At 54.2% G+C, this 12,125-nt stretch carries 15 protein-coding genes; 4 read left to right on the top strand and 11 right to left on the bottom strand.

Annotation, left to right across the window (positions count from 1 at the left end; genetic code table 11):
* Window positions 1–2: 2 nt before the first annotated feature.
* Window positions 3–743 (bottom strand): phosphoadenylyl-sulfate reductase, encoded by a 741-nt coding sequence (locus tag NVIE_RS06085; protein ID WP_075056031.1) that lies wholly within the window; start codon window positions 741–743, stop codon window positions 3–5.
* A 153-nt stretch (window positions 744–896) separates the two neighbouring features.
* Here NVIE_RS06085 and NVIE_RS06080 point away from each other — a divergent pair, with 153 nt between their 5' ends.
* A complete protein-coding gene (locus NVIE_RS06080; protein WP_144239535.1) occupies window positions 897–2,297 on the top strand; it encodes a SelD-related putative sulfur metabolism protein in 1,401 nt (466 codons plus the stop codon).
* Window positions 2,298–2,325: 28 nt separating this feature from the next.
* Entirely contained in the window at window positions 2,326–2,754 is a 429-nt protein-coding gene (locus NVIE_RS06075) for an HIT family protein (RefSeq protein WP_075056030.1), read from the top strand.
* Here NVIE_RS06075 and NVIE_RS06070 read toward each other — a convergent pair.
* Window positions 2,710–3,024, bottom strand: a complete 315-nt coding sequence (locus tag NVIE_RS06070; RefSeq protein WP_075054485.1) for a hypothetical protein — start codon at window positions 3,022–3,024, stop codon at window positions 2,710–2,712. The genes NVIE_RS06075 and NVIE_RS06070 overlap by 45 nt on opposite strands.
* Before the next feature lie 12 nt (window positions 3,025–3,036).
* Window positions 3,037–3,753, bottom strand: a complete 717-nt coding sequence (locus tag NVIE_RS06065) for an HAD family hydrolase (protein WP_075054484.1) — start codon at window positions 3,751–3,753, stop codon at window positions 3,037–3,039.
* 98 nt (window positions 3,754–3,851) lie between these two features.
* Between NVIE_RS06065 and NVIE_RS06060 the strand changes: the two genes are divergently transcribed.
* Both NVIE_RS06060 and NVIE_RS06055 read left to right on the top strand, forming a co-directional pair.
* Window positions 3,852–5,306, top strand: coding sequence for an NAD(P)/FAD-dependent oxidoreductase (locus NVIE_RS06060; RefSeq protein ID WP_075054483.1), 1,455 nt, complete (start codon window positions 3,852–3,854; stop codon window positions 5,304–5,306).
* Between the two features lie 2 nt (window positions 5,307–5,308).
* On the top strand, window positions 5,309–5,638 hold the full coding sequence (locus NVIE_RS06055) for a hypothetical protein (RefSeq protein ID WP_075054482.1): 330 nt from the start codon (window positions 5,309–5,311) through the stop codon (window positions 5,636–5,638).
* On the opposite strand, the gene NVIE_RS06050 is transcribed toward NVIE_RS06055, so the two are convergent.
* The 8 genes from NVIE_RS06050 to NVIE_RS06015 all read right to left on the bottom strand — a co-directional run bounded on the left by NVIE_RS06050 (window position 5,635) and on the right by NVIE_RS06015 (window position 12,098).
* On the bottom strand, window positions 5,635–6,366 hold the full coding sequence (locus tag NVIE_RS06050; RefSeq protein WP_075054481.1) for a phosphatase PAP2 family protein: 732 nt from the start codon (window positions 6,364–6,366) through the stop codon (window positions 5,635–5,637). The two genes, NVIE_RS06055 and NVIE_RS06050, sit on opposite strands and share 4 nt — an antisense overlap.
* A 40-nt stretch (window positions 6,367–6,406) precedes the next feature.
* Window positions 6,407–6,751 (bottom strand): hypothetical protein, encoded by a 345-nt coding sequence (locus tag NVIE_RS06045; RefSeq protein ID WP_075054480.1) that lies wholly within the window; start codon window positions 6,749–6,751, stop codon window positions 6,407–6,409.
* 3 nt (window positions 6,752–6,754) lie between these two features.
* Complete coding sequence (gene sufU / locus NVIE_RS06040; protein ID WP_075054479.1) at window positions 6,755–7,183, bottom strand: Fe-S cluster assembly sulfur transfer protein SufU; 429 nt, start codon at window positions 7,181–7,183, stop codon at window positions 6,755–6,757.
* A complete protein-coding gene (locus NVIE_RS06035; protein ID WP_075056029.1) occupies window positions 7,180–8,424 on the bottom strand; it encodes a cysteine desulfurase in 1,245 nt (414 codons plus the stop codon). Before NVIE_RS06035 ends, sufU begins: the two co-directional genes overlap by 4 nt.
* 7 nt (window positions 8,425–8,431) lie before the next feature.
* The gene (locus NVIE_RS06030; protein ID WP_075054478.1) at window positions 8,432–8,755 is read right to left on the bottom strand and encodes a non-heme iron oxygenase ferredoxin subunit; all 324 of its coding nucleotides are present in this window, start codon (window positions 8,753–8,755) and stop codon (window positions 8,432–8,434) included.
* 9 nt (window positions 8,756–8,764) lie between these two features.
* Window positions 8,765–10,186: a SufB/SufD family protein gene (locus tag NVIE_RS06025; protein WP_075054477.1), complete on the bottom strand. Its 1,422-nt coding sequence runs from the start codon at window positions 10,184–10,186 to the stop codon at window positions 8,765–8,767.
* A 40-nt stretch (window positions 10,187–10,226) separates the two neighbouring features.
* The gene (gene sufB / locus NVIE_RS06020; protein ID WP_075054476.1) at window positions 10,227–11,627 is read right to left on the bottom strand and encodes a Fe-S cluster assembly protein SufB; all 1,401 of its coding nucleotides are present in this window, start codon (window positions 11,625–11,627) and stop codon (window positions 10,227–10,229) included.
* A 102-nt stretch (window positions 11,628–11,729) separates the two neighbouring features.
* Complete coding sequence (locus tag NVIE_RS06015) at window positions 11,730–12,098, bottom strand: hypothetical protein (RefSeq protein WP_075054475.1); 369 nt, start codon at window positions 12,096–12,098, stop codon at window positions 11,730–11,732.
* Window positions 12,099–12,125: the final 27 nt, after the last annotated feature.

Below are 12,125 nucleotides of genomic sequence, written 5' to 3'. Positions count from 1 at the left end.
CCTCACTTTTTCTTCTTCATTTTCACCGGGTCAAAGTGGAGCCCGCACTCTTTGTGCGCGGCGTTTTCCCACCACCACCTACCTGCGCGCGGGTCCTCTCCTGGCTCTACCGCCCTCGTGCACGGCTCGCAGCCGATGCTTGGGTAGCCCATGTCGTGCAGCTTGTTGTATGGGACGTTGTTCTTTTTGATATAGTCCCAGACCATTTCAGACGTCCAGTCTGCTATCGGGTTTAGCTTGATTATGCCGCCGTGCGCGCTGTCAATTTCTATCTTTTTCGTGTCGGCCCTCGTTGCTGCCTGATCCCTTCGCAGGCCAGTTATCCAGCCGTCCAGGCTTGCAAGCGCCCTGTTGAGCGGGTGGACCTTGCGTATCTCGCAGCATAGCTTTCTGTTCTCGACGCTTGCGTACATGAGGTTCATCCCCCTCGCCCTTATCATCTCCTCGACTTCTTTTTGGTCTGGAAAGTATGCCGTTATTCCAATGCCGTAGCGGGCGCGAATGTCGTCCATAACGTCGTAGGTTTCCTGGTTGAGGCGACCTGTCTCCAGAGTGAAAACGTGTGTTTTTTCTTTACTGATCTTGACCATCATGTCGATGATGGCGACGTCCTCTGCCCCGAAACTCGAGGCAAGGCCAACTTTGGGGCCGAACTTTTCAAGGGCCCACTCCAGCATCTGCTGGGCTGTCTTGCTCTCAAAGTCCTTGGCCAGCTGCTCGACCTGTGCAGCGGTAAACCTCATGTACATGGTTCTTCGTTTCTGAACGCCTTATAATACTTGTTCCGGTAAAATCTCGCCCGTGAGGCGTACAAGAATTTGTTTATTAACAAGTTATTTTCTATATATTGTGTAACTTCGTTCATTACAGATAGTGATTGCTAGGGGAGTCTGGGTTTGTCTAATAATTTTTGGCAAAATGTAGAGCAATACAGGAAGCTGGGCGCCGATCCGCTGCGCTGGGCTTCGCCCTGCTCGCTGGAGGCAGACCCGCATATTGTGAAGAGCGCGCTTGCGGAGGTCAGGCGCAGCACGATAAAGATAACATCGCCTTTCTGGTTCGACACTTACTTCCATATCGAAGGAAAAGAGCCCGAGCTGACAAGGCGCGTCTATGATCCAGTAAACCCTGTCGTGGACAAGGAGGTGGAGGTCAAGAGGGCGCTTGCGATGCTGCGCGTGCACTCTGCCGCTGCCGAGTCTCCGCAGGTGCTTGCAGAAACGCTGGGCAAGTTCTTTTCGGTTTTCCGGGCCAAGGTGGCCGTGACAAGCGCACCTGTTGCAACCACAGAGCATCCTGACGCCCAGTTTGCACTGCTCGATTACATTGAATTGCGCCGCGGCAACAAGGACGGCTACATGCCTGCGCTGTCGTCGTTTGAGCAGGTGACAGACATCATAAAAGCGCCAGACGACGAAGTGCACGTCAAGATCGCGCTGACCGACGCGATAGAGCGCCTGAACCTGCTTGGCTGCGGCAACTCGGCGCTGTTCAAGTTCTTTCCCATATACGATGCGCCTGCCGAAGAGATGCTCGACAGGATCCGCACGAACCTCGACGCGTTCATGTCGCGCTACAACCTTGTCATGGAAGACTATAGCTCGCTCAAGCGCGGCAGGCTGTTCTACGGCACAAGCGCAGTCGCGATTACGAACAAGGAGCTCCCGACGCGCTACGAGCAGGTGGAGGAGGGGATGGAAGTAATGATAACAAATAAGTTTGGCGGGCTTGCGGCAGTCAGCCTGCACGCCCTTGCGCTTTCCGACCCTGCCAATGCTGCAAAATTCGAGCAGGCCGGCGTCTCCCTGCCTGACCTGACAGCGGCAAGGGACGAGGCGCTAAAGAGCATGAGCGAGCCCCACTTTGCGCTGGGCAAGATAGTCTCAAAATACTGCCCTGACTTTGGGCAAGGGTACGATAGGGGCGCGCACATCACCGCCGTCTACCCTGTAGGCGCAAGAGGCGTATTTGCACTAGGCGCCCTTGCAGAACTGGCAAGCGCCCACATTGCGGTAAACGAGCTTCCTGTAAGGCATGACGAGATTGCAAGGCTTGCCACAAAAGAGTCGCTCGTGGAAAACTCGACTGCGTCGCAGCACGGCTGCCACATTATAGTCGGCACAAAGGATGTGCTGAACCTCGTGGCAGAGGAGCTGCGCCAGCACCACTTTGCTCCCGAAAGGATCGGCTTTATCGCAAAAAAGGGCGCGCCGTCAGTCGCAATTGAAAAGGGCGCAGGTCAGTACGTGGCGCAAAAGGCAAAACTTGCACGCCTGTTGTTAAAGCCGGCGGGTTAATATCTTCCCGCTCCAAATAACGCGTGTGATGCTGCATCAAGATTCAAACTGCATCTTTTGCAAGATAGTGTCGGGCCAGATCCCTGCGAGGGTCGTGAAGCAAAACGACAGGGCGATGGCGTTTCTCGATGCCTTTCCGCTTGCCGCAGGCCATGTACTCGTTGTGCCAAAGGCGCATTTCCAAAAAATCCAGGACATGGGAGCGCCCGACGCTCGGGCGGTTTTTGATCTCGTGCATAAAATCACCGGCAGGATCGAGTCTGCGGCCGGCACGAGCGCGTCAACGATCGCAGTCCACAACGGAAAAGAAGCAGGGCAGGAGGTACCGCACGTACACGTCCACATCATACCTAGAAAGCCTGGCGACGGAGCCGGCCCGGTGCACTCGATGTTCAAGAACAGGCCAAGGCTGTCAGCGCAAGAGATGGACGCGCTGCTTGGCAAGATGATGGAGTGAGCGGGAGACAAGCCGGGCAAGCAGCACGGGCGTCATGGACCTGACGTTGCCCTCTATTGCATGGCCTGCAACAAACATGGAAACCGCAACGGCCCACAGGCCAAGCCCCAGCAAGGCGTCCGCAATAGTAGTAGTGGTGCCTGCGCCCGCAAAATAACTGATAATCATGGCAATGCCGTACGCGTATATCGGAAGGCCGGCTGCGTGAAGCGCCCTGTTGGCAGGGTGCCTGTGTGTGCTTTTTAGCATCTTGACCGTTGCGCGCAGCACATCTTGTCTTTGCTATTTTCTGCTAATAATTTTTTCCACCGTCGCCGGGACTTCGGTCAGTTTGGCAATAGTGTAGGCCGGGCGCTCGCAGTCCTCGCGGGGTTCTTGCAGCGCAAAGAGCGAATCGGTGACCCTTATCGTGGCCATGCCCAGCCTGTTTGCCGGGCACACGTCTGTGTCAAGCCTGTCTCCTACCATGATGCATTCCTGCGCCTCCCTTCCTGCCTCTTTCAGTGCAAGCTGGAATATGCGCGGGTCAGGCTTTTTCATCCTGACTGCTCCTGATATCGCCGTGACTTTAAAGTACTTGTCAAGGCCTGCGCCCTGCAAGAGCGAGACAATGTCTTCCGACTGGTTTGCGATTATGCCAAGGTCGCATTTTTTATTTTGCGACAGTTCCTTTACAACCTGCTCTGCGCCGTCTGCAAACCGGAACAACTCTTTCCTGCCCGCCTTGACTTCTGGGTCTATCCTCCGCACTATTGCATTTTCATAGCCGGAGGGCAGAATGGCCCTGCAGATCTCGATTACGAGCTCTCTTACGCTTCCATTTCCTATCCTGCGATCGCGGATTATGTTGTCGCGAACAGCGCGGTAGTTGCGCATGTCAATCCTTGCGCCATAGCCGTTTAACAATTCCAAGAACTTGCCGTCAAAGTGGTTGATGAAATCCCATTCCGTGACCAGCGTCTGGCCGAGGTCAAAGAACACGAACGGCTGCTTGGACATCTCTCCCTCATTCCTGCACTGTCATCCATTATTATTCTGCGTTTCGAGTCTCCAACACTTTAAATAGCGTTTTGGCCTGTTTTCGCTAGCAGGCAACAATGTCCGGACAGCGTGACTATGACATTATCGTGGCAGGCGGCGGCCTTGCAGGCATGATAGTCGGCACCTCTGCCGCGTATTATTCCAAGCAAAAACTGAAAATACTGGTAATCGACAGGAACACTTTTCCCCAGCAGGGAATGAAGACTATCTCCGGCTGGGTGTGCGGCGACGCGGTGGGCAAGAACACCGTCGACTATATGGCAGAGCGCATCCACATCAACTGGGGCAATCCGGAGATCGAGCACCCTGTCAAAGGAGTGGTCGCGTTCTCGCCGGACCACGAGACCCGGGTCGCGTTTGACGGCGAAGGATACATCCTGAACCGCAAGATGCTCCCGCAGCGCCAGATGGCAGATTGCAAAAAGATGGGAGTCGAGTTCAAAGAACGCGTCGCGATACGCTCTCTCATTATTGAGGACAACGCCGTGATTGGGGTCGAGGGCGAGGATCTTGCCAACAAGGCTCCCTTCAAGAAGACTGCCAGGCTGGTAGTCGACTGCACGGGCGTAACCTCTGTGCTCCGCACAAACTTTCCGATAAAGTCGTACATCGAGCGCAGGATCGACCGCGACGACCTTGAAGCAACAGGCCGCTATATCTACAATTTCGAGCTTGCAAACGACGACAAGACCTATTTCGATCCGGATTACTGCATCATTCATCTGGATCAAAAGCTTGCGCCGGGAGGCTATGGCTGGGTCTTTCCAAAGGGCAAGACCAAGGTCAATATCGGCCTTGGCGTGCAGCAAAAGGCGTTTGAGGCGCGCAACAAGGAGATGGGCGTAAACCCGAACCTTACAACGCTCATAAACGAGTACGTGCAGGCAAACCCGGCCATAAAGAACCCGACGCTTGCAGACGGGGAGATGGACGACGGCAACGCGTGGGGCACGTGGCAGGTGTCTGTAAGGCGCCAGAACGACTGCATGGTGTCAAACGGCTACATGCTGGTGGGCGACTCGGCTTGGATGCCCAAGCCGCTTGATGCGGGAGGCATCGGCCCGGCGATAATCGCCGCGACAATCGCAGGCAAGGACGCCGTCGAGGCGATAGAGGCCAACGACACTTCAGAGCGCAACCTGTGGAAGTATAACAAGCATTTCATTAACGACTATGGCTACAAGACGGCCGGCCTCGAAGTGTTCAGGAGGATGCTGCAGGGCCTGACGAACGACCAGATAAACTATGGCATGAAGCACTTTTTGTCAAAGATGGACATCGACAAGATAACCAAGGGCGAGCACCCAGAGTTCAGCACGGTCGACAAGCTGGGCATGATGATAAGGGGTGCCATGAACAAGAAACTTGCAGAGGACCTGCGCTACTGCGCCAACATCAACAAAAAGCTCACGGACCACTACTTCAACTACCCCGAGACGCCCGACGGCTTTTCCGCGTGGCAAAAGACGCTCCACGGCATGCTGCAGGAAGCGTTTGCCAAGTACAAGTAATAATGACCTCAAAATACGCCGGCTTTCCAGTAATCGCCACAATCGACCTGCGCGACGTCGCAGACATCCGCCCCGCAGTAGACAAGGTGGCAGACGCCTATGAAAAAAGGCAGGAGGAGTTTAGTTTCCGTATACTTTTACCCCGGGGCGAAAAACTCACCGGCAAGGCCAAGAAGCTTGGCATGACGTTTCAGGGCGAGTTCATACTCACCATCCGCAAGCGTGGGCTTGTGCCTCAGGTCCGCGACCTGCGCTACGTGCACGACGAAGGGCATTATGGCTGGCTCCTTGCAAGCCCAAAAATATTTGAAAAGTTTGAAGGCTGGTCCTAGGCGCTGCTGGCCCTGGCGCCCTCCTTGTCCTCCTTGCCCTTGAACCTTGACAGCTGGAACGGCTGCCACAGCTTCATCGAGTTGCTAAGGACTACTGATATCATCATGCCGACAAGAAATCCACCGACAAGGTCGGTGGGAAAGTGCTGCTGGACATAGACGCGCGTTATCCCTATCGCTATGGGAAACGCCCATATCGCGTATCCTGCCGTCCTTGACTTTCTGTACAGAAGGTATCCGACTATGAACGCAAGAGCCGTAGCCCTCGACACATGGCCTGACGGGTAGGAAAAGGCCGCGGCAAAGGGCGCAAGGCTGTCGCTTTCGATGCCGAAATTCTCTGGCAGATTTATCGCGGGGACAAACGCGTATTGCGGCGCTGGCCTGCCCACAAACGGCTTCATATACATGACGACTATGGCAAGCGCGACTATGCTGATGAGAAATATCATGCCTGCCTTTCTGGTGCGCCTTATGATGGTGATTACGATGGCAAACAGGAGGAGCGTCGCCACGTCGCCCATAGTTGTTATCGCTATCATGGCCGCGTCAAGGCCGGGGTTGCCCTCTATCGATTTTGCATATTTATTGACGGGCTCGTCAATGGAGCTTGTGGCACCTGACGCAACCACCGCGCTGAAAACCACGAACGCGGCAACGAACGCGGCAAACTGGAACGAGCGCGTCCTGAACATCCACGGCGGGTTTGTTGCAGCAGCTGACGACAACTCTCTAAAAAAGGCGTGCGCTTGGTGTTTAATTGTTTTCCTAAGCCATGTTCTTGGATCTGCACTGCGGGCACAGCTTTGGCTCTTCTGCTTCTGCAAACCATGAAACCGTGTTGCAGTCCTTGCACGTCCTGGCTTCAAGCTCTGTCATTATCTTGTAGTAGCGCGTGTTGAAATTCTGCGCAATCGGGCGTAAAAAACCCGACTCTTCCATCTCTAAAAGCACGTCCTCAAAGTCAAGGACGTCAAGGTTTGCCGCCTTGTACCTGTCCATATCGTTGAGGTAGCCTAGGATCTCGTCGTTTGAAAAACGATAGTCCGTGTCGTTGAAATTGTCAGATATTACCTTGCGTATGTCCTGCCTGCTTACCTTTGGAGTCGACATGGCCTAAAGCGTTCTCGTGTCATCCTGCAGCTTTTTGGCTGACGCAGGATCCCTGTCGGCATAGTACTTTACCATGCCAAGCTTTAGCACCTTGAGCGACAAAAGGGCGCACTTGATCCTTGCCGGGCCTAGGTTCGTGAGGCCAATGTTCTCCAGAATATCGTCCTTTGTCAGATCCTTTACCGACGTGAGCTGCTTGTTCATGACCATCTCTGTCAGCATCGAGGCGCTTGCCTGGCTTATGGCGCAGCCGCGGCCCTCGAACTTGATGTCCTTTATCTTGTCGCCGTCGACCTTCAGGTGGATGTCAATTTCGTCGCCGCAAAGCGGGTTTGAATCGTGTATGCTGACGTCTGCGTTCTGTATCTTGCCCTTGTTCCTCGGGTTGCGGTAATGATCGAGTATTATTTCGCGGTAAATGTCGTCACTCAAATCTTGAACAGCCTCCTTGCCTCAGATAGAGCCTCAATGAACACGTCGACCTCCTCTTTGGTGTTATAGATATAAAAGCTTGCCCTCGAAGTCGCCGCGACGTCGAGGCGCTCCATGAGCACCTGCGCGCAGTGGTGTCCCGACCTGATGGCGACTCCGTGGTCGTTCATGATGGTCGCAAGGTCGTGCGGGTGTATGTCGCCGATGTTGAATGAAACCACCCCTCCCCTGTCTATTGCATTCATCGGGCCGTATATCGTCACTCCCTTTACCTGCGCAACCCTGTCAAGCGCGTATTTTGTGATGTCGATTTCGTGCTCCCTGACCCTGTCCATGCCGATCTTTTCAAGGTAGTCTATTGCGGCGGCAAAGCCGATGACGTCGGCGATATTGGGCGTGCCTCCCTCGAACTTGTACGGCAGGTCGTTGTAGCGTGTTTCGTACTTGTGCACCTCTTTTATCATGTCGCCTCCGCCCATGAACGGCGGCATCTTTTCAAGCAGCTCGCGCTTTACGTACAGCACGCCGACGCCCGTCGGGCCGAGCATCTTGTGAGCAGAAAACGCCATGAACTCGCAGTCCATCTTTTGGACGTCGACCGGCATGTGGGGGACCGACTGTGCGCCGTCGACCAGCACCGGGATGCCCTTTTCATGTGCCATCTTGATTATCTCGTTTATCGGGGTTATGGTGCCAAGCACGTTTGACATGTGCGACACGGACACGAGCTTGACCTTGCCAGAGTCAAGGTACTTTTTGTATTCGTGCATCTTCAGGTAGCCGTCGTCGCCGACCCCGATGTATTCCAGTTTTGCGCCCTTTTCTTGCGTCAGTATCTGCCACGGCACAATGTTGGAGTGGTGCTCTATCTCTGTAATCACTATCCTGTCGTCTTTTTTTATGTTGGCCCTTCCCCACGAGTACGCGACAAGGTTTATCGCCTCTGTCGTGTTGCGGGTAAAAATTATCTCGTCTGTCGAGCGAGCATTTATGAACTTGGCAATCTTTACGCGCGTATCTTCGTACGCCTTGGTCGCCTCTTCTGCGAGCTGGTGCACCGCCCTGTGGATGTTGGAATTGTAGTTCGTGTAATAGTCGTGTATGGCGTCAATGACTGCAAGCGGCTTTTGCGTGGTTGCCGCGTTGTCGAGGTATACCAGGGGCTTGCCACCCATCACCTTCCGCTTCAGGATGGGGAAATCTTTGCGGATCTTTTCAACATTGAGGGCGCCTTTCTGCATCATAATCTTAATCGATCTTGATGTAAATTGCGTTATCCTGTATTTTAACCTTGTAAGTTTTAAGGGGGGCAGTGGCAGGAGGGTTCTGCGGCGCGCCGTCTGTCAACTTGAAGGCAGAAAGGTGCAGGGGGCAGGTCACCGTCTTTTCGCCCTCGTTCACAAAGCCCCCTGTCAGGTCTGCGTAGGCATGGGTGCATATCCTGTCTGTAGCATAGACATCATTTCCCATTTTTGCAACCATCAGTTTCTTGCTTCTGTGGTCAAACTCGACCAGCTCGCCACTTGAAAGCGAGCCGGCGTCGCAGACGCGCACCCACTCTTCCTCTTCCATCTCTTTCTACTACCTGTACTTGTAGTGCTTTTCAAAGATGTCCTGCGTCTCGCGGTAGCGCGATTTCTCGACTTCGAGGATCTGCTCCATCGCCTCGTCGGCGCGAAGCATGAGTGGGTTGCCCTGCCACTTGTTCTCTATCAGGTAGTTTATCCACGCCCTTATTGTCGGGCCCATCTTTCTTGACAGCGGCTCGAGAAAACCCGAGACTATCTCGCGCTTGGCGCCTTCCCTGCTCAGGCCCCTCGTGGTGAGGTAGAATATCTGGTTCTCGTCAATCTGGGCTACCGAGGCCGAGTGCGTCGCCCTGACCTCGTTTGTCAGGATCTCAAGGCCCGGTATCGAGTCTGACTTGGCGCCCTTGTCAAGCAGGATTGCGTGGCCTGCAAGGTACGATTCCGTTCCCTTGCCGTCCTTGCCGATTTTTATCATGCCCTTGAACAGCGACTTTGAGGTGTCCTTCATGACCGACTTGACCTGCACCTTGCCGCGGGAGAACTGGCCGTTGTGGATCAAATTCGACATGATGTCAAACGACTGGTTGCTTACTCCAAAGACTATCTCTACGTCTTCGGCGGTCGCGCCCTGGCCCTTCATGATGCTGTCCGTCTTGAACCTTGAAAGCATGGTGCCAAAGAGGCCGACGTACCACGACATCTTGGCGTCCCTTTCAACAAACGCCTTCCTGTTTGAAACGCAAACAGTGTCCGTGCCCATTGCCTGAAGCGTGACTGCTTCAAGGTGCGCGTTTTGCTTGACCGATGTCTCGATTAATTCAAAATAGCCTTGCTGCGTTTCGGAAGCGTTGCCAGTACCCGGCGCGTACAGCTCTTGCACAACGGTCGCCTTGGCGCCCTGTTCTGCCACAAAGACGTTCCTTGACACGAGCGACGTGCCGTCGTCTGCAAGCGACGTTATGATCCTGATAGGCTCTTCAAGGACGACGTTCCTTGGAACGTAGACAAAGACGCCCGACTGGAATGCGGCCGCTTCAAGCGCCATGAACCTGTCCTCGCCGTGGTCAAGCGGGTTTGCCTCCATGTGCGCCTTGACAATGTCTGCGTGCTTGGAAATTGCGTCCCTGATGCCCGTTACGATTACTCCCTGCTTTGCTACGCTCTCTTTAATGACGATCTTGCTTATCTCGGCGCCCACCTGCAATATCCCCGTCTCTTTTTCAAGCTCTTCAAGCCTCTTGACAAGGTCGCCGCTTATCGCGTGCCTGCTGCCGCCCTGAGCAAAATTCAGGTGCACGCCCTGCGGCTTGATCCTGTTTGCGTCAGAGTATTTCGAGTAGAGTGGCGAGACCTCGTTTGGAAGCGAGAGGTATTTTGCGATGGCCTTTTTCCTGTCCTCTGCAAGCCATGCAGGATCTTTTGCAGACACTTCATCTATGTTGCCTGCGTTGATGTTGGCAAGTGTGGTCGGCATTTTTTCTCAATCACCCTCGAAAAAAGCAGAGAACAGGTGATTAACCGACAGAGCCTTCCATCTCGAGCTTTACCAGCCTGTTGAGCTCGACTGCGTATTCCATCGGCAGTTCTTTTGTGAACGGCTCGATAAAGCCGCCGACTATCATGGACAGTGCGTCAGACTCGGTGTATCCGCGTGACATCAGGTAGAATATCTGGTCCTCGCCTATCTTGCCTACGGTCGCCTCGTGGGTGATTGTCGCGTCGTCCTCGTTTACCTCGATGTACGGGTACGTGTCGGTCCTGGACTTTTCGTCAAGCAACAGCGCATCGCACCTGACGTTTGACTTGACTCCCGTGGCGCCCTTGGCCACGTGCAACAGCCCCCTGTAGGTGGTCCTGCCAGAGTCCTTGCTGACCGACTTGCTCGTGATCCTTGATGTCGTGTTTGGTGCAAGGTGGACTGCCTTTGCCCCTGCGTCCTGGTGCTGGCCGCCGCCTGCAAACGCGATTGAAACGACCTCTGCGTGCGCGCCCTTGCCGAGCATGTAGACACCCGGGTATTTCATCGTCAGTTTGCTTCCGATGTTGCCGTCGATCCACTCGACAGACGCCCCCTCGTACGCATACGCTCTCTTTGTCACAAGGTTGTAGACGTCCTTGCTCCAGTTCTGGATGGTTGTATAGCGGATCTTGGCTCCCTTCTTTGCGATCAGCTCAACGACTGCAGAGTGCAGCGATTCCGTCGAATACACCGGCGCCGTGCAGCCCTCGATGTAGTGGACGTCAGCGCCTTCGTCCGCTATGATGAGCGTGCGCTCGAACTGGCCGATGTTCTCTGCGTTGATCCTGAAATATGCTTGCAGCGGGAGGTCTACCTTGACGTTTGGCGGGACGTAGATGAACGAGCCGCCGGACCAAACCGCGCTGTTGAGCGCTGCAAACTTGTTGTCCTCTGGCGGTATGACCTTGCCAAAGTGCTTCTTTACTATCTCGGGGTATTCCTTTACAGCAGTATCTGTGTCAACGAAAATTACGCCCTTTTTCGCAAGGTCGTCGCGCAGGTTGTGGTAAACCACCTCTGATTCATATTGTGCGCCCACGCCTGCTAGGAACTTGCGCTCTGCCTCCGGGATACCGAGTTTCTCAAACGTGTTCCTGACCGATTCGGGCACTTCATCCCAGCTCTTGCCCTGCTTCTCAGAAGCCTTGGCATAGTAGTAGATGTTCTGAAAGTCAATCTTTGAGAGGTCGCCTCCCCATTCTGGCATAGGCTTGCTCATGAAAACGTCAAAAGACCTGAGTCTGAAATTGCGCATCCAGTCCGGCTCACCCTTCATGCGGCTGATTTCCTCTACAGTGCCACGGGAGAGCCCCTTTTTGCTAAGGTAAACGTAAAGCTCTGTTGAATCCTTAAAGTCGTACTTGCTATAATCCATGTTAAGGTCTTCTGCGGTCATCTCTACAGCTTCATAACGCTGTTATTTTATATATATTTTCCACTTTGCAACCGGGGTTTTGGTAATTTGTACAGCCTAACTCCATAATTTGTACAAGCTAAGTCATGTCGTGTGCCTCATGGCGTTTCTGGCCTCAAGGGCGCCCTTGCGGACCAGCGCCTGCACGTCAAGCGCAAGGTCATCCATCTTTATCCTGCCCTCCTTGAGCAGGTCAAGGATATCGCGGACAGCCACCATCTCCTGCATTCCCGGGACTGCCGCCTTGGTGTCAAGCACGCCCTGGCCCATCTTTACTTCAAGCACCCATAGCAGCTCCTCAACCTTGCCCTTTCTCTGGGCCAGTTTTTCCGAGTAATTCTTTATCGCCTCCTCGTTGTGCTCCTGCATTGCCTTGGCAAGCATCTTTGCTATCGAGCTGGCCTGCCCTTCAAGCAGGTCTATCCTGAGTCGTATGTCCTTTTCAGAGCGCAAAATGCACCTTTTCCACCCTGTATGTGG

Origin of the sequence: Nitrososphaera viennensis EN76 (assembly GCF_000698785.1) — an archaeon.
GTDB classification, from domain to species: Archaea; Thermoproteota; Nitrososphaeria; order Nitrososphaerales; family Nitrososphaeraceae; genus Nitrososphaera; species Nitrososphaera viennensis.
This window is presented reverse-complemented; position numbering and strand designations above follow the sequence as displayed.

Bases quoted from the DNA above. Each gene is read 5' to 3' on its own strand.
- NVIE_RS06085 (WP_075056031.1), bottom strand. From the start codon at position 743: ATGAGGTTTACCGCTGCACAGGTCGAGCAGCTGGCCAAGGACTTTGAG.
- NVIE_RS06075 (WP_075056030.1), top strand. From the start codon at position 2,326: ATGCTGCATCAAGATTCAAACTGCATCTTTTGCAAGATAGTGTCGGGC.
- NVIE_RS06065 (WP_075054484.1), bottom strand. From the start codon at position 3,753: ATGTCCAAGCAGCCGTTCGTGTTCTTTGACCTCGGCCAGACGCTGGTC.
- NVIE_RS06060 (WP_075054483.1), top strand. From the start codon at position 3,852: ATGTCCGGACAGCGTGACTATGACATTATCGTGGCAGGCGGCGGCCTT.
- NVIE_RS06055 (WP_075054482.1), top strand. From the start codon at position 5,309: ATGACCTCAAAATACGCCGGCTTTCCAGTAATCGCCACAATCGACCTG.
- NVIE_RS06045 (WP_075054480.1), bottom strand. From the start codon at position 6,751: ATGTCGACTCCAAAGGTAAGCAGGCAGGACATACGCAAGGTAATATCT.
- NVIE_RS06035 (WP_075056029.1), bottom strand. From the start codon at position 8,424: ATGCAGAAAGGCGCCCTCAATGTTGAAAAGATCCGCAAAGATTTCCCC.
- NVIE_RS06030 (WP_075054478.1), bottom strand. From the start codon at position 8,755: ATGGAAGAGGAAGAGTGGGTGCGCGTCTGCGACGCCGGCTCGCTTTCA.
- NVIE_RS06025 (WP_075054477.1), bottom strand. From the start codon at position 10,186: ATGCCGACCACACTTGCCAACATCAACGCAGGCAACATAGATGAAGTG.
- sufB (WP_075054476.1), bottom strand. From the start codon at position 11,627: ATGACCGCAGAAGACCTTAACATGGATTATAGCAAGTACGACTTTAAG.